The sequence below is a fragment of the Spiractinospora alimapuensis genome (assembly GCF_018437505.1).
GTDB lineage: Bacteria > Actinomycetota > Actinomycetes > Streptosporangiales > Streptosporangiaceae > Spiractinospora > Spiractinospora alimapuensis.
The window spans coordinates 4,335,807-4,352,025 of the sequence record NZ_CP072467.1; the positions used below are offsets into that span (position 1 = coordinate 4,335,807).

A 16,219-nucleotide genomic window follows, 5' to 3' on the forward strand; every position below is an offset into this window, starting at 1 on the left:
GCGCAGGCCCACATCTCCGGGCGTCAGTCAGGAGAGCACGTCAATACGGGAATTTAGCCCGCAGGAAACTCGAAGGAGACTCCGATGGCTCGCACGGGCAAGGTCACCGTTGTGGGAGCCGGCTTCTACGGCTCGACCACGGCGCAGCGCCTCGCCGAGTACGACATCTTCGACGAGGTCGTACTCACCGACATCCTCGAGGGACGGCCCGAGGGCCTCGCCCTGGACATGAATCAGTCGCGCCCCATCGAGGGGTACGAGACCAAGGTCACCGGGGCGACGACGACTCCGGAGGGCGAGGGCTACGAAGCCACTGCGGGCTCCGACATCGTGATCATCACGGCGGGTCTGCCCCGGAAGCCCGGCATGAGCCGGATGGACCTGCTCGAGGTCAACGCCAAGATCGTGCGGGGCGTGGCGGAGAACGTCGCCAAGTTCTCGCCGAACGCGGTCATTCTCGTGGTGTCCAACCCATTGGACGAGATGACGGCCGTCGCCCAGATCGCGTCCCAGTTCCCGAAGAACCAGGTGATCGGACAGGCCGGTGTCCTGGACACCGCCCGCTTCACCAACAACGTCGCCGAGGCCGCGAACGTTGAGGTCGCCCGGGTCAAGACCCTGACCCTCGGTTCCCACGGCGACACCATGGTGCCGGTGCCCTCACAGTCCTCGGTCGACGGCAAGCCGCTGACCGAGGTTCTGGACGCCGCCACGGTGGACGAACTGGTGGACCGCACCCGCAACGGCGGTGCCGAGGTCGTCAAGCTGCTCAAGACGGGCTCCGCCTACTACGCCCCGTCCGCCGCCGTGGCCCGCATGGCCCGCGCGGTGCACGAGGACTCCGGCGAGGTCTTCCCCGTGTGCGCCTGGGTCGACGGCGAGTTCGGCATCTCCGGTGTCTACCTCGGTGTCCAGGCCAAGCTCGGCGCCGGCGGCATCAAGGAGATCGTCGAGACGCCGCTGACGGACGAGGAACTCGCCGGCCTCAAGGAGGCCGCCGAGGCCGTCCGCGCCAAGCAGGCCGACGTGCAGAACCTCTGACCGTTCACGCCTCAACCGGCCCGCGTCCCCCGAGGGGCGCGGGCCGTCGTCGTTTCGGTCGTTGCTCCGCTCCGCCCCGCGCGACCGGCGTCGTCAGCGCGGCCGTAGCCCACTGTCGAGCAGGATCCGGGATTTGGTCGCGCTGCGCGCGGCTCAACATTCTTTGGTGGCTTTGGTTGTTCGTGGTGGTGGGGTGTTGGCTTGGTGGGGTGTTCCGGCCCGGGGGTGGGAGGGGGCTGGTGCCCCCGGGCCGGGGTTTGTGGGGGTTAGGTGGTGGTGAGTTTGGCGGTGATGGTGTGGTGGTCGTGGAATTTGAGTGCGCGCCACCAGTCGGCGTGTGCTTCGACGAGCCACAAGCCTTGGCCGTTTTCGGGGAGCCGGTCCTTGCTTTCGCGTGGTCGTTTGTAGGGCGGGTAGGGGGCTCCGTTGTCGGTGACGCTGAGGTAGAGGGTGGGGCCTTGGAATTCGGTGTGGACGGTGTAGGTTCCGCCGGGTTTCCCGCTGCGGGAGTGCTTGATCGCGTTCGTCGCGAACTCCGAAGCGATCAGGACCGCGCAGTCGTGGGTGTGTCCGTCCACGCCGTGCCGGGCGCATTGTTCGCTCACCCACGCCCGGGCCTCGGCGACGGTTTCCGCGACACCGTCCAGGACCTTCTGCGGGGTTGTGGGAGTGATGGGCCTCACCGCGCTCCTCCTCCGATCACCCGCATGGGGCCAGTCGCGAGCACGGACGACACCGTCGACGGGTGCGTCAACGCCACTCCGCACGACCGGCAGCACGCCCAGGCCACCGACTCCATGACGTAGCGGCGGATCCGTGCGGGGCCACGACGCCGGAACCAGTTCCGGCCGTTAGGGTCAGACATGTCCATCTGGGGTCCTTCCAGTTGGGCCACGCCCCCGGAGCTCGTAATGCTCGCGGGGGCCTTGGCTGTTGGTTCAGAGTCCCGCGTTGGGGTGCCGAAGGCCAGGTAATCCACAGATCTGTTCGTCTTTGTGCATTGCGGTGGCAGACGGTCTTGAGATGTGCTGAGTTGGTATTCATGAACGACCGGCACTATCCGCCGTGGGAACGATTCGGCGAAGAGCTGCGCAAGCTGCGTACGGTCGCGGGCATGACGCAGACGCGGTTGGCGCAGCAGATCAACCTGTCGCAGTCGATGGTGGGGTTCATAGAACGAGGGGAGAGACCTCCGCAGCGCCAGCACGTAGAAGCGTTGGAGGAGGTATTCGCGACGGACGGCTCCTTGCTGCGGAAGTGGTCCCATATCAAGGAACGGGAAAACCTGCCTGACTGGTATAGGCAAGTCGTCGCCTCAGAGGAACGAGCGCGTGAGATCCGTATGTGGCATCCGACTCTCGTTCCGGGACTTCTCCAAACACCCGAGTACGCGAGTGTGGTGTTTCAGGCTGGCCGTCCACTGGACACCGATGACGAGATCGCCAAGGACGTTGCGGCTCGCGTGGCGCGCTTCGATCAGTTGACGAAACGGGGCGGCCCGCGCCTGTGGGCAGCCGTTGACGAAACGGTAATTCGGAGGTCCGTAGGTGACAGGAAAGTCACACGATCCCAGCTTCTCCGGCTTATAGAGTTGGCTCGGGCGGGGACCGTGAGAATCCAGGTGGTGCCGACTGAGACACCGCACCATCCAGGGCTTGCGGGGCCGTTTCGGCTCGTCACCTTCGATGATCGTGAGGCCATGGTCTACGTCGAACATGCGGCCGGCGGGGAGCTGATAAGCGATGGCGTCGAAGTCCGCCGTCTTTCTGCCCTGTTCGGCGAGCTGCAAGCGTGGGCACTGACGCCCCGGGAATCTATTGGACTCATCGAGGAGGTCGCGAGTGCGATCCCAGTGGCACAAGAGTAGTTATAGCGGGCCGAAAGGCGACTGCGTCGAGTGCCGTGGTGACACCCATCAGGTGCTAGTCCGCGACACTCAGCACCGCCACCTCGGCCACCTCACCCTCCCGGCCACCGAGTGGCAGGCGTTCCTCCACGCCATTCGCAACAACGAGTTCGGCTAGTACCAAAGGCGCGCGGGTGCCCCCCGCGCGCCCTTGACTCGTCGAGTTGAATAGTTCCCCTGGGACGCCGGGTCCCCCCTTCAGCACAGCGTACTTTTCGCGAACCCAATCCGCTCAGGGCCGTCCACAGGCCGTCTCGCCCCTCTGATGCCGGGTTTCCTGCCCCTCACCGCTGGGCATGCACGGGCCAGCCCACACCCCTTCCACGGGAGACCCCCATGCACCAGTGGCACAAGTCCAGCTACAGCCAGGGAAGCGCCAACTGCGTCGAATGCCGTACCGAGACCGGCCAGGTCCTCATCCGGGACACCCAGCATCGCGACCTCCGCCACCTCACCCTCCCCGCCATCGAGTGGCAGGCCTTCCTCCACTCGGTGCGCGAGGACGAGCTCGACTAGCAGCCCGGGCGGGTCAAAGACTCAACCGCCACGCTCCGCGTGCCTCATTTCCTCGTGGCGACTTCGGTGGCGCGCCGTATCCACTTCAGGGCGTGGTGCCTGGCGTGGCGCAGGATCAGACGTGGGCGGTGCCGGTGAGTGTTCCGGGGAGGTCGTTGGGGCGGGATACACCTGTGCGTCGATGGTGGTGTAGCCGCGATGGCGAGCCCTCGACCGTGGATCCGACGCAGCTCGCCGGCGACCGTGGTCTTTCCCGAGCCGGAGTTCCCCCGCAGCGTGATCAGCCGGGTTCCGGTGGTTCCCGTCCGTGGCATGCCGCGTAGCCTAGCCCGGCGCTCCCCGGACCGCGCGGGGTTGGGAACAAGGCAACCGCGTCTGGAGGGGGTCTTGACGAAGAACGTCTGTTCTATGCAGTCTCAGACGGACAGTCTGATTCGGGCGAGTGGTGGAGCCGCCGTCTCGTCCACGCAGGCGCCCCGCACCGTCCCCCGTCCCCCAGCCGCTTCATCCCCAGTCTCCAAGCACCCTGGGTGCCCGTGTGTCGACGCGGCTGTCCGCCGCTCGTGTCCTCGGTCGATTACCGCACTTCGTCGACCACAATGGACCGCTGGCGAGGCCCCTCGTGACCTGACCGGCGATGAGCAGAAGGAACGCGTGTATGGGAACCCGAATACGCCGACCGCGACCGGGGCGGACCGCCCAGACCGGTGTCGCGGCGGTCGGAGCACTGATCCTTGTCCTTCCCGCCGCCCCCGCGACCGCCGACCCCGTCGGCGAGCCACTCGACCTCGATGAGCCCGCCGTCGTGGAGATCCCCCTCGACGACCGGGACGACCTGGACCGTCTGGTCGACCTCGGCGCCGACATCGCGCACGTCGAGGCCGACGGTGACGGCTACGTCGCCTCCACCGTCGTCTCCCCCTTCATCGAGGACACCCTCCTGGACGAAGGGTTCGAGTTCGGCGACGTGGTGTTCACCGAAGCCGATTCCGAGGCCCGGATCGCCGAACGCGAGGCGACCATCGCCGGGCACCGCCGGGAGAACCAGTCGTTCGGCGGCGAGGTCACCAGGCAGGGCGGCGAGGACGTCCTCCAGGTTCTGCGGGTCGACTACTTCGAGAGCGCCGACGGCAACTTCCTGTCCGTGGAGGCCAAGTCCAGCGCCGGACCCGATGAGGACTTCGAGCTGACGGTCCGTCGGGACGCGGGCCCGGGGACCGAGATCGGGGACGGGGGAGAGCAGTCCCTGTCCCGGTTCGTGGACGCCGGGGTCTATATGTACCACCGCGGCATGACCGAGGTGGAGGAACGCCCCGAGCGGGTCGAGATCGTCAGCCCGAACGGCGGCACCGTCGAGGGCGAGGTCACCGAGTGGCTGCCGGACCCCGACGACCCCGGCGAGCCGCTGCCCTACACCGACTTCGTCACCTCCTACATGACCCCCGCCGACATCGTCGAGCGGATCACCCAGTTGGCCGAGGAGTATCCGGACCTCGCCGAGGTCGTCGAACTGCCGAACCAGACCAACGGCTACCGACGCCACGCCCAGGCGGCACTCGGCGTGGAGCTCGTGGACGGCACCCCCGAGAACGCGGAACGGGGAATCGTGGTCGACTCTCAGGACTGGGGGCACGAAGGCGGCAACGACATCAGTGTGGAGCTCCTCGATCCCGGCGCCCCCGACGGTGAGCTCGCGGTGGACGTCGACGGCGACACCATCACCGTCGACCTCGCGACCGACGGCGACGGGGAACTCACCAGCACCGCTGCCGAGGTCGTGACCGCACTCAACGACACCGCCGGTGAGCTGGTCGAGGCGTACACGTTCCGCGGGAACGACGGCGAGGGCATCGCGAGGGCCGAGAGCGCGACCCTGAGCGACAACCTCAACGCCCCCGAGGACGAGGTCTCCCGCGACCCTCAGGACGTCCTGATGCTGCGCATCGGCAAGGAACGCGACGGGTCGAACATGGGGGTGCTGGCCTACTCCCAGGAGCACGCGCGGGAGTGGCAGACGCCCCTGGTGACGCTCGAGACCGCCGAGCGGCTCCTTCGCAACTACGGGGCACATCGCCGCACCACCGAGCTGGTGGACAACCTCGACATCTTCCTGGTACCGATGGTGAACCCCGACGGCGCCAACTACTCCTTCAACGACGCGAACATGCAGCGAAAGAACCTGGTCAACTTCTGCCCGGCCGATGGGCCGCGCGACCCCGTGGCGACCGAACAGGGCGTGTCGTGGGGTGTGGACATCAACCGCAACTACGGCGCCTACACCATGTGGGACGGCTACGCCGGGGGCTCCAGTGACTGCACCTCCGAGACGTTCTCCGGACCCGACGACGAGGGGCCGCTGTCCCAGCCGGAGAGCCGCAACATCGACTGGATCGCGGAGGAGCACGACAACATCCAGTACTCGATGAACATCCACTCCTGGGGCGACTACTTCATGTGGTCCCCCGGCGCCTACCAGCCCGAGGACCGGGAGCCCACACCGCGCCCGAGCCTGGCGGAGGAGTCCTACTTCTGGTCGGCGTCGGAGAGCATCCTCACCGCCATCAAGCAGCACCGTGGCACGGTGGTCACCCCGGCGCGCACCGGCCCGATCATCGACGTCCTGTACTCGGCGGCCGGGAACTCCGGCGACCACCTGTGGTACCTGCACGACATCTACGCCTGGAACTTCGAGCTCGGCAGCGCCGGATTCCAACCGGAGTGGGAGGAGGCCCACGCCCAGGCGATGGAGTACTCCTACGGCCTGTACGACATGCTGGAGGTGGCGCGGGCCTACGACACCGACACCACCTGGCCGCGGTCCAACGTCGAGCCCGGCGGCGGCCGCTACGACGAACCGGTGGAGATCACGTTCGAGACCTCCGAGCCGGCGGCCGTGTACTACACGCTCGACGGGAGCCGTCCCACCTTCGAGTCCGACCGACTGGAGCTCTCCGGGACGCGTGAGGGGCCGGAGTCGATCCTGATCGAGGAGACCACGACGGTCCACTGGTTCTCCGTCGACCTCGCGGGCAACATCGAACGCAACTACGACCCCGACGGCAACGGTCGTAACTACCGTAAGGAGACCTTCACCATCCGCTGACGTCGTGCCGGTCCGCTCATCGCGTGCCGAGCGTCCGGCGCCCGGCACGGTGGCACGACCGGGGGGCACGGGGGCGGACACAGCGAAGGGGGCGGGGATCCGACTCCCCGCCCCCTTCGACGAATGCCTGACCTCCCGGACGGGAGTCAGTCCTGCAGTACGTCCTCCGGGACTTCCTCGCCGTTGCGCATCGCCTGGAACATGACCTCGGAGTCGCTCTCGATCCACTCCAGAGCCCCGGAGCCGGGAACGTCCACCACGGGGACGGAGCTCGTGGTGACACCGCTCCGCATGGACAGTCCCATGCTGATGAGGTGGCGCAGTCGGTCGTTGTCGTCGACCTCGAAGTTGCCGGTTCCCTCCATCGCCAACGGCAGGGCGCGGAACGGGTTGAACATGACCGACGGCGAGGTCGCGCGGTCCATCAGGGCGCCGAAGAACTCCCGTTGCCGCTCCACCCGGTCCAGGTCGGCGCGGGGGGTGGCGCGGGTCCGGACGTAGCCCAGGGCTTCGCCACCGCTGACGGTCTGACAGCCGGCCTCCATGTCCAGTCCGGCCTTCGGATCGACCATGGGTTCGTCGGGGCAGAGTTCGACGCCACCGACCGCGTCCACGATGTCCACGAAGCCGGAGAACCCGACCTCCACGTAGTGGTCCACCCGCACACCGCTGTTGAGCTCGAACGTCTGGGTGAGGAGTTCGGGTCCACCGTAGGAGTAGGCGGCGTTCACGCGTTCGCGGCCGTGGTCGGGAATGTCCACCAGCGAGTCGCGCGGGATGCTCACCAGGGCCGGGTTGTCTCCGCTCCGCGGGACGTACAACAGCATCACGGTGTCGGCGAGCCGCGCGCCCTCACCGGCGCCCGTCGCCAGTTCCGCCATGTCCTCGTCGCTGAGGCCCTCCCGGCTGTCGGAGCCGACGATCATGTACGTGGTGCCCGGCTGGTCGTCGGGGCGGCCCTCGTAGTCGGCGAGAGCGGGCACGCGCTCCAGGCGCGAGTCCAGCCAGAAGTAGAGCAGGCCTGGAATGACCAGCAGGAGGATCAGGACCGTGAAGAAGATGGTCCGGCGACGGCGTCGACGCGCCTCGCGCCGGCGACGGGTCGCGCCCGACCCCTCGTAGGTGCGGGATCGTCCCTGGGGGCGCGATCGGGGGGAATCGTCCACGGGGGGCAGCTTACGGGTACCGCCACCGGGTTCGGCATGGGAGCGGGAGCCACGGTAGAGCTGTTCGAACTCGTCTGGCTGCTCCCCCGATCCGCCGCGACGGAACACGCCGGAGACGTTCCCTTCGTCGTCGGGGTGATTCGGCCTGTCAACCATGATCGGGTGTACCCATCTGTCGCGTCTGTCGCGTCCACTCTCGCGTGCGCATCACGCCTCGCGAGTCAGACGCTCATCATCGTATTGCGGTTCAATCACATCCTTCGTTTCGTGCGGCTCGCGGACGCTCGGTGTGGGGGCGGCGCGCTGGTTTCGTCGGGGGCGACGCCTCGGGTTAGGCTCGTCCCACGGTGACGGCGAAACGTGATCAGACCGACGCGGACGGAGATCGAGCGTCGGCGGGAAGCCTCGGGGCGCGAATACGGGACCGCGTGCGCCATTACAAACATGTGGCGGAGCACACGTTTTTGGCGGCTCGACGCGCCAGCCCCGCCTTCGACCACTCGGTGCGCGCGGTCGAACGGTACTCCGACCGGAACGCCACCCAGCTCGCCGCCTCCGTGACCTACTTCGGGTTCCTGTCGTTCTTCCCGCTGATCGCGCTCGCCTTCTCCGTGCTCGGCTACGTGTCCTTCATGCACGACGAGGTGCGCGAGGCGCTGCGGGCGGCGATCCACGACGTCCTGCCCGGACTCGGCGATCAGCTCCCCATCGAGGCCATCGAGCGGGCCCGCGTCGGTGCGGGCGTGATCGGTCTGGTGGGCCTGCTCTACTCGGGTCTGGGCGCGGTGTCGGCGCTGCGGGAGGCCCTGCACGCGATCTGGCTGAAGAGTCTCAAGGACGGACCCAACTTCGTCGTCGCCAAGCTGTTCGACACCCTCACAATGGTGGTCGTCGGCATCGCCCTGTTGGCCTCGGTCACGCTGACCAGCACCGCGCAGGCGGGAACCCACTGGCTGCTCGACCAGGTGGGCTTCGACCAGTCCATCGTGGTCGCCGGCGTCACCCGCGCCCTCGGCCTGTTCATCGCCATCGCGGCCGACACCGTCATCTTCCTCGTCCTGTTCCGCAGGCTCAGCGGCACCCGTCGGCCGTGGTGGATGCTCTGGCGTGGGGCGCTGTTGGCGGCGGTCGGGTTCGAGCTGATGAAGCTGTTGGCGACGTTCCTGCTGCGCAGCACGTTGGACAACCCGGTCTACGCGTCCTTCGCCGTGCTCGTCGGGCTGCTGGTGTGGATCAACCTGGTGACGCGGTTCCTGCTGTTCACCGCCGCGTGGACCGCGACCCAGCCACCATCCGATGACCACTACTCGGCGCCCGTACGGAAGCCCGCGCGGTCCAGTGACGCGGAGACGTCGACGCCCGACCCGGCGGTACGCGGGTCCCGCCCCCCTCGACGTCACCCGGCGCTGTGGGGCGTGGGCGCGGTCAGCGCCGCCGGCGTCGCCTATGCGGTGTGGCGGCGCCGGTCGGGGAATCGTCCCAGGTCACGGTGATTCGGATTGGCCCCGCAGGGCGCCTCAGGGGACTGGTTCCTTAGAGGGGGTCATGCGTGGTCATTTCGGATCATGATTCGCCAACACTCTGTTGTCGGCCCCCGATCTTTGACAATCTTTCCGCACGCTGAGCGTCTTCTCGGTCACCTCAGACCGTTCACCTCGATTTTCTCCACCGCGCTGGAAGGTACCTATGTCCGACAGTTCCTGGGACGCCGCCGTTCGGGGGTGTTTGGCCTATCGTTCGTCCCAGAGTGCCGTTGTGCGGCGGCATCCGACTGCTCGGAGGTGCAAGGTGGGTATCCAATTCAACTCCTCGAATCGGGCGACTCTCGGTGTGGAGTGGGAGGTCCTGATCGTGGACTCCCAATCCCGGCATCTGCGTCAGGAGGCGGAACGGCTGCTGACGGAACTGAAGGACCTGAGCCAGGCGCCCGTGCACCCGCCGCTGCGGCACGAACTCATGCAGTGCACCATCGAGGTGGTGACCGGGATCTGCGAGACGGTCTCGGAGGTCAAGTCGGATCTGGCGTCGACCATCGGCCGGTTGCGTGAGGTCACCGAGAGCAACGCCGCGACCCTGCTCTGCGCAGGAACGCATCCCATGGACGACTGGCGGGACCAGACGCTCGCCCCCGTCCAGCGTTACGGCGAGCTCATCGACGAGCTCCAGTGGCTCGCCCGGCGCGCTTTCACCTTCGGGGTGCACGTCCACGTGGGAGTGCGGTCCGCGGAGAAGGCCATTCCCATCGTGACGCGCTCGCCAACTACATGCCGCACATGTTGGCGCTGACCGCCTCCAGCCCCTACTGGAACGGCCACGACACCGGGCTCGCGTCGTCGCGGTCGATCGTCTTCGGCGCGCTTCCCACGGCGGGGCCGCCACCGCGGTTGGCGAACTGGGCCGAATTCGAGAGCTACATGGAGACGTTGCTGCGTGCGGGCGCGATCAACAGCATCAAGGAGGTGTGGTGGGACATTCGGCCACATCCCGATTTCGGAACGATCGAGGTCCGGGTGTTCGACGGAATTCCGACGTTGCGTGAGGTCGGAATGGCGACCGCACTGACCCAGTGCCTGGTGCAGCTCTTCGACCAACAGCTCGACCGCGGTTACTCTTTGCCCAGCCCGGCGCCGTGGGTCGTGAAGGACAACAAATGGCGGGCCACGCGTTACGGGCTGGACGCGCGCATCATCACCGACGACCACGGAAGCACCGTTCCCCTTCGCGACGATCTCTATGAGCTCCTCCGGGAGCTGGAGCCCGTCGCGCGCCGCCTCGGCTGCGCGGATGACCTGAACGTGGTCTCCCAGCTCCTGGCGCAGGGTGCTTCGTACGAACGTCAACGGGCCGTCGTGGACCAGGGCGGAACGCTGAACGACGTCGTGGACGTCCTGGCCGAGGAGATGCGCGCGGACGCGTTCTGGCCGGACTTCGCGGAGGGCAACCGCGAACCCATGACCGGTGTGCCATCCCTTGGGGCCCATCCCGGGGACAGCGCACCGAACGACTCACCCATCGACAAGGGAGCCTCGCATGCAGGCACGTGACCTCCCCGTGCAACTCGGCGCGTTCCTGGAACGCCATGAGAACGGGCTGATCGGTTTTCGGCGCGATCTTCACCAACACCCCGAGATCGCGTTCGCGGAACACCGCACCACCCAACGGATCGCGGACCGTCTGGCGGAGATCGATCTGGAACCGCGGATCCTCTCATGTGGCACGGGTTTGGTCTGTGACATCGGGCCGGCGGAGGGGCCGACCGTCGCGCTGCGCGCCGACATCGACGCCCTTCCGTTCCCCGATGAGAAGGACGTGGAGTACCGCTCTACGGTGCCGGGAGTCGCCCACTCGTGTGGACACGACGTGCACACCTCGGTGGTGCTCGGCACGGGGATGTTCCTGGCGCAGCAGGCCCGTGCGGGCCTGCTGCCCGGGAGGGTCCGCCTCGTGTTCCAGCCCGCGGAGGAGCTGCCCGGTGGTGCCCGTGAGGTCATCACCGACGGCGGTCTGGACGAGGTGGACCGGGTGTTCGCGCTGCACTGTGACCCCCGCCTCCCGGTGGGTCAGGTGGGCCTACGCATCGGGCCGATCACCGCGGCGTGCGACCGTGTGCTGGTCCGCTTCGAGGGCCCGGGCGGCCACACCGCCCGCCCCCACCTCACCAGTGACCTGGTGTTCGCGATGGGCAAGGTCGTCACGGAACTGCCGGCGGTGCTGTCCCGGCGGGTGGACCCCCGCTCCAGCCTCAGCCTGGTGTGGGGGCGGATGAACGCCGGGTCCGCGGCGAACGCCATCCCCAACGACGGGGTCCTCGAGGGGACGGTGCGGTGCTTCGACCGGGACGCCTGGAGGGACGCGCCGGACATCATCCGGGAGACCATCAACTCGGTCGTCTACCCCTACGCGGCGAACGCGGAACTGACCTACCAGCGCGGGGTTCCTCCGACCGTCAACGAGCTGGACAGCGTCCACATGTTCCAGGACGCCGCCGGTCAGGTCCTCGGCGAGGACTCCGTGGTCGCCGCCCCCCAGAGCCTCGGGGGTGAGGACTTCGCGTGGTACCTCGAGGAACGCCCCGGCGCCTACGCCCGGCTCGGTACCCACTGGCCCACCGGCGACCGCCCCATGCTGGACCTCCACCGCGGTTCGTTCGACGTCGACGAACGCGCCATCGGCGTCGGGGTCCGCCTGATGGCCGCCACCGCCCTCACCGCCCTCTGGGAAGGCGTCCGCCCCAGCGCCGCCGAACGGGTCAAGGGCAGCGCCCTGCCGTAGCCGGCGGGCCGAGACTCGCCGGCCAATCCGTTCTCCGTCGAGGGGGCCACACGCGACGTGTGGCCCCCTCGACATGGCAGGGGCGCCCGATCCGCCAACGTCGGACGTGGTTTCGGCGGTCGACCGCGCACCTCCCCAGCGGTTCCCTCCCGAGGCGATCGCGACGGGAGGAGTGTTCTCCCTGTCCAGCGCCCTGGAGTCCGCCTGTCGGAACCGCGGGGCCCCGGGGGTGCCGGCCTGACCGCGAGAGGCGCTCCGGGCCCACCGTGGGGCCACCACGACGCATTGGCGGGTCGCCAGGAGGTAGTCGCGCAGACGTGGGGTCTGGTCGAACTTGGTGTGGTTGCTATGGACCGCGACCTAGAACCGACGTCTGGTCCCGCGCGCGCGGGGGTCACCGGTTGTCGTATCCGGTGGACGGAACCGCCGCTCGCGGGTCGCGGGGTCCGGAGGGCTGGCGGTGTGAGTCGGGCCTGGTGGGCTGCGACGGTTCTCTGTTCTCGGAGGTCCGAACGCGGGTCTTCGCCGCGGCCGGGGCTCCCTTCAGTGCCAGGTGGTCGCCACTCGACCTTCGCGTGGCGTCACGTCGCCTCCGGTCACCCGGTCCGTGCGTGTGCGCGGTCCCCACCTGCCACTGCCGCGAGGGGGTCTCGATTCCGTCTGTGGTCCACGGGGTGCGACCTGGCATGCTGGGTCCATGAACGAGCCGCTCACTGTGGAGTCGATCCGAAGCGCTCCGAAGGTGCTCCTGCACGATCACCTCGACGGAGGGGTACGCCCTCGGACCGTGGTGGAGCTCGCGGAGGCCGCGGGGTACACCGAACTGCCCGAGACCGATCCGGACAAACTGGGGGAGTGGTTCGCCAACGCCTCCAACTCCGGGTCGTTGGAGCGATACCTCGAGACGTTCCGCCACACGGTGGCGGTCATGCAGGACGCGGAAGCGTTGACGCGTGTGGCCGCCGAGTGTGCCGAGGACCTCGCCGCCGACGGGGTGGTCTACGCCGAGGTGCGCTACGCCCCGGAACTGCACGTCGAAGGGGGGCTCTCTCTCGCCGAAGTGGTGGAGGCCGTCCTCGAGGGTTTCCGGGTGGGCCAGGAACGCGCGGCCCGGCGGGGACACACGATTCGCGTCGGCAGCCTGCTGACCGCCATGCGCCACGCCGCACGCTCCCGCGAGATCGCCGAACTCATGGTGCGGTATCGCGACGTGGGGGCCGTCGGCTTCGACATCGCCGGAGCGGAAGCGGGGTATCCGCCGACCCGACACCTGGACGCGTTCGAATACCTACAGCGGGAGAACGCCCGCTTCACGATCCACGCGGGCGAGGCGTTCGGTCTCCCGTCCATCTGGCAGGCGCTGCAATGGTGTGGCGCGCACCGATTGGGCCACGGGGTGCGCATCGTCGACGACATCACCGTCGACGCCGACGGTGACGCCACCCTCGGGCGCCTCGCCGGGTACGTGCGGGACACCCGAGTCCCGCTGGAGATGTGCCCGAGCTCCAACGTGCAGACCGGGGCGGCGGCCTCCGTCGCGGAGCACCCGATCGGACTGCTGCGCCGCCTGCGGTTCCGGGTCACCGTCAACACCGACAACAGGTTGCAGAGCCAGACCACGCTGTCGGAGGAGTTCGCGAAGCTCAGCGAGGCGTTCGGCTACGACTGGGACGACCTCCAGTGGTTCACGGTCAACGCCATGAAGTCGTCCTTCCTGTCGTTCGACGAACGGCTGGCCCTCATCAACGGAGTGATCAAGCCGGGGTTCGCGTCCTTGAAGTGGGCGAGCACGTGAAGCCGTGGAAACCGATGCGTTCCACCCTCGCCTGGGGTCTCGGCCTGGCGTGGATGGTGTTCGCCGCGGGCAACCTCGTCGACGTCGCGGTGCGGGGCAGCGGACCCTCCGCGCACCTGGCGACGGCGGCACTCGTCGCGAGCTGCGGAGTGGTGTACGTCCTGGTGCTCAGGCCACGCGTGACCCACACCGAGGACACCCTGCGCATCGTCAACCCCCTACGTGACGTGTGGATCCCGTGGAAGTCCGTGACCCAGGTCGATGTCACCGACGTGCTGCGCGTGCACGTCGGCGAGGAGGTGCACCGGGCGTGGGCGCTGCGACAGAAGAGCCGCCGGCCCAAGTTCAGCGTCTTCGGAGGCAACAACAGCACCAACTCCGGAACCACCGAGACGAAGGAGGCTCCCCGGGACGTGGACATGATGGCCGACACGCTGCGCGACTACGCGGAGCGTCGAGCCGTCCTGGATCAGGGGGAGCCCGGCCCGGTGCGGCTCGTGTGGTCCCCCTTCGCCCTCGTCGCACTGGTGGTGCCGCTCGCCGCGCTTCTGGTCGTGATCGTCCTGCCGTGACGAGCGCCTCCGACGGGCCACCGTGTTCGTGCGGTGCCCACTTGACCACTCCACGACCCACCAGTTAGGTTAGGCACGCCTAAGGTTGAGGCGGAGCGCGGACCGCCTCAACACGAAGGCGCTGGCCTGTCCTTACGACCCCGCCGCTTGCCGTGGTTTCGCCACTCTCGGCAAACAGCGGGAAAGACACGCCAGCGGGACGGCACGCGTTCCGTGGCTGGACCGTGCCGATACACAGGAGCGTTATGGCGGGGTCTTGGGAGGAGGCCATCCCTGATCCGCCCATTGCCACCCGGGTGGGTTGGTAACCGGGCCCCGTCATGGCGTGTGGGTGTGCATTGTGGTTGGGCTGTGCCGATACACAGACTCTGCTGGCTAAAGACGGGTATGGCGGGGTCTTGGGAGGAGGCCATCCCTGATCCGCCCATTGCCACCCGGGTGGGTTGGTAACCGGGCCCCGTCATGGCGTGTGGGTGTGCATTGTGGTTGGGCTGTGCCGATACACAGGCTCTGCTGGCTAAAGACGGGTATGGCGGGGTCTCGGGAGGAGGCCATCCCTGATCCGCCCATTGCCACCCGGGTGGGTTGGTAACCGGGCCCCGTCATGGCGTGTGGGTGTGCATTGTGGTTGGGCTGTGCCGATACACAGGCTCTGCTGGCTAAAGACGGGTATGGCGGGGTCTCGGGAGGAGACCTTCCCTGATCCGCCCATCGCCACCCGGGTGGGTAGGTAACCGGGCCCCGTCATGGCGTGTCGATGCGCATTGCCGTGCCGATACACAGGCTCTGCTGGCTAAAGACGGGCGCCGGGTGGATCTCCCCGGCTTGTCCAGTCGCCGATCAGGTGCATCGGCCGGTGTTCCCAGTCGCGACCTCGCGGCGCGGGTGGACGTCGCGCGAAAGGTCCGGACTTCCTAGAGGCGCAGCACGATCTGGTGCAGCATGGACGCGAGCTCGTCCGTGCGTTGGGCGCCCACCTGTCGGACGGCTTCGCCGCTGACCGTGGGTCCGGCCTCTCCGGAGGCAACGTGGGTGACGAGCGAGACGCCGAGGACGTCGGTGCCCATGTCGACCGCGGCGATCGTCTCCAGGACCGTCGACATCCCCACGAGGTCGGCTCCGGAGGTGCGCAGCATCCGCACTTCCGCGGGGGTGGCGAGGTTGGGGCCGCGCAGGCCCGCGTACACGCCTTCGGCGATCGAGGGCGCCACCTCTCGCGCGATGTCGCGCAGGCGGGGCGAGTACGCCTCCTCCATGTCGAGGAAGTCGCCGGACTCCAGTGGTGAGGCAGCGGTGAGATTGATGTGGTCCCGGATGAGGACGGGCTGACCAATCGCGAAGTCGGCGCGCAGAGTCGCGGCCGCGTTGGTGAGGATCACGGACCGGGCGCCGCAGTGAATGGCCGTCCGAACCCCGTGGACGACCGACGCCGCGCCAATGCCTTGGTACAGGTGGTTGCGGCCCATGAAGACGAGAACCCGCTTCGCGCCGATCCACATGCTGCGCAGAGTGGGGGAGTGCTCGGCCGCGACCGGCGACACGAAGCCCGGGAGCTCGGTCGCCACCACCTCGTTCTCCGACTCGCCCAGCGGGGACGCGGTGCCTCCCCAGCCCGTCCCCAGGACGACAGCGGCGTCGATGCTGTCGACATTCATCCGCCGACGCAGTTCCTCCGCTGCCTCCTCGGCGAGTGCCTGGGCGTCATCGGTTGTCGTCGCCGCATCTTGTGTCGATTGGCTCACATCTCCGAAGTGTACGTTCTGTAGTGGGTTCTGTACACACCGCCACGCCAGGGGGCTCTTGGTGCGGGAACTCCCTCGATCACCGACAATGGACGGGGAGCCGCGA

12 protein-coding genes and 1 pseudogene are annotated in these 16,219 nt (G+C 68.0%); 10 read left to right on the forward strand and 3 right to left on the reverse strand.

Annotation, left to right across the window (positions count from 1 at the left end; translation table 11 throughout):
- Window positions 1–84: 84 nt before the first annotated feature.
- Entirely contained in the window at window positions 85–1,041 is a 957-nt protein-coding gene (gene mdh, locus J4H86_RS20270; RefSeq protein ID WP_236539486.1) for a malate dehydrogenase, read from the forward strand.
- A gap of 266 nt (window positions 1,042–1,307) precedes the next feature.
- On the opposite strand, the gene J4H86_RS20275 is transcribed toward mdh, so the two are convergent.
- On the reverse strand, window positions 1,308–1,724 hold the full coding sequence (locus tag J4H86_RS20275; protein WP_236539488.1) for an ATP-binding protein: 417 nt from the start codon (window positions 1,722–1,724) through the stop codon (window positions 1,308–1,310).
- 359 nt (window positions 1,725–2,083) lie between these two features.
- On the opposite strand from J4H86_RS20275, the gene J4H86_RS20280 reads away from it, so the two are divergent.
- The 4 genes from J4H86_RS20280 (at window position 2,084) to J4H86_RS20295 (ending at window position 6,566) form a co-directional block, all read left to right on the forward strand.
- Entirely contained in the window at window positions 2,084–2,908 is an 825-nt protein-coding gene (locus J4H86_RS20280; RefSeq protein WP_236539490.1) for a helix-turn-helix domain-containing protein, read from the forward strand.
- Entirely contained in the window at window positions 2,883–3,065 is a 183-nt protein-coding gene (locus J4H86_RS20285) for a DUF397 domain-containing protein (protein ID WP_236539492.1), read from the forward strand. The genes J4H86_RS20280 and J4H86_RS20285 overlap by 26 nt, the downstream gene beginning before the upstream one ends.
- 218 nt (window positions 3,066–3,283) lie before the next feature.
- Window positions 3,284–3,463, forward strand: a complete 180-nt coding sequence (locus tag J4H86_RS20290; RefSeq protein ID WP_236539493.1) for a DUF397 domain-containing protein — start codon at window positions 3,284–3,286, stop codon at window positions 3,461–3,463.
- A gap of 658 nt (window positions 3,464–4,121) precedes the next feature.
- On the forward strand, window positions 4,122–6,566 hold the full coding sequence (locus J4H86_RS20295; protein WP_236539494.1) for a M14 family metallopeptidase: 2,445 nt from the start codon (window positions 4,122–4,124) through the stop codon (window positions 6,564–6,566).
- 146 nt (window positions 6,567–6,712) lie between these two features.
- Here J4H86_RS20295 and J4H86_RS20300 read toward each other — a convergent pair whose 3' ends face one another.
- Window positions 6,713–7,888 carry an LCP family protein gene (locus tag J4H86_RS20300; protein WP_236539495.1) on the reverse strand — a complete coding sequence of 392 codons (1,176 nt, stop codon included), beginning with the start codon at window positions 7,886–7,888 and terminating at the stop codon, window positions 6,713–6,715.
- Between the two features lie 290 nt (window positions 7,889–8,178).
- On the opposite strand from J4H86_RS20300, the gene J4H86_RS20305 reads away from it, so the two are divergent.
- From J4H86_RS20305 to J4H86_RS20325, 5 genes and pseudogenes are all read left to right on the forward strand, one after another.
- Window positions 8,179–9,225, forward strand: coding sequence for a YihY/virulence factor BrkB family protein (locus tag J4H86_RS20305; protein WP_236539496.1), 1,047 nt, complete (start codon window positions 8,179–8,181; stop codon window positions 9,223–9,225).
- Window positions 9,226–9,520: 295 nt separating this feature from the next.
- Window positions 9,521–10,776, forward strand: a pseudogene (locus tag J4H86_RS20310) (glutamate--cysteine ligase).
- A complete protein-coding gene (locus tag J4H86_RS20315) occupies window positions 10,763–12,004 on the forward strand; it encodes a M20 family metallopeptidase (RefSeq protein ID WP_236539497.1) in 1,242 nt (413 codons plus the stop codon). Before J4H86_RS20310 ends, J4H86_RS20315 begins: the two are co-directional and overlap by 14 nt.
- 697 nt (window positions 12,005–12,701) lie before the next feature.
- A complete protein-coding gene (locus J4H86_RS20320) occupies window positions 12,702–13,799 on the forward strand; it encodes an adenosine deaminase (protein ID WP_236539498.1) in 1,098 nt (365 codons plus the stop codon).
- Window positions 13,800–13,813: 14 nt separating this feature from the next.
- The gene (locus J4H86_RS20325; protein WP_236539499.1) at window positions 13,814–14,371 is read left to right on the forward strand and encodes a PH domain-containing protein; all 558 of its coding nucleotides are present in this window, start codon (window positions 13,814–13,816) and stop codon (window positions 14,369–14,371) included.
- A gap of 914 nt (window positions 14,372–15,285) precedes the next feature.
- Here the strand turns inward: J4H86_RS20325 and J4H86_RS20330 are convergent.
- Window positions 15,286–16,113, reverse strand: a complete 828-nt coding sequence (locus J4H86_RS20330; RefSeq protein WP_236539500.1) for a purine-nucleoside phosphorylase — start codon at window positions 16,111–16,113, stop codon at window positions 15,286–15,288.
- Window positions 16,114–16,219 lie beyond the last annotated feature (106 nt).

Bases quoted from the DNA above. Each gene is read 5' to 3' on its own strand.
- J4H86_RS20280 (WP_236539490.1), top strand. From the start codon at position 2,084: ATGAACGACCGGCACTATCCGCCGTGGGAACGATTCGGCGAAGAGCTG.
- mdh (WP_236539486.1), top strand. From the start codon at position 85: ATGGCTCGCACGGGCAAGGTCACCGTTGTGGGAGCCGGCTTCTACGGC.
- J4H86_RS20315 (WP_236539497.1), top strand. From the start codon at position 10,763: ATGCAGGCACGTGACCTCCCCGTGCAACTCGGCGCGTTCCTGGAACGC.
- J4H86_RS20325 (WP_236539499.1), top strand. From the start codon at position 13,814: ATGCGTTCCACCCTCGCCTGGGGTCTCGGCCTGGCGTGGATGGTGTTC.
- J4H86_RS20300 (WP_236539495.1), bottom strand. From the start codon at position 7,888: ATGGTTGACAGGCCGAATCACCCCGACGACGAAGGGAACGTCTCCGGC.
- J4H86_RS20290 (WP_236539493.1), top strand. From the start codon at position 3,284: ATGCACCAGTGGCACAAGTCCAGCTACAGCCAGGGAAGCGCCAACTGC.
- J4H86_RS20320 (WP_236539498.1), top strand. From the start codon at position 12,702: ATGAACGAGCCGCTCACTGTGGAGTCGATCCGAAGCGCTCCGAAGGTG.
- J4H86_RS20295 (WP_236539494.1), top strand. From the start codon at position 4,122: ATGGGAACCCGAATACGCCGACCGCGACCGGGGCGGACCGCCCAGACC.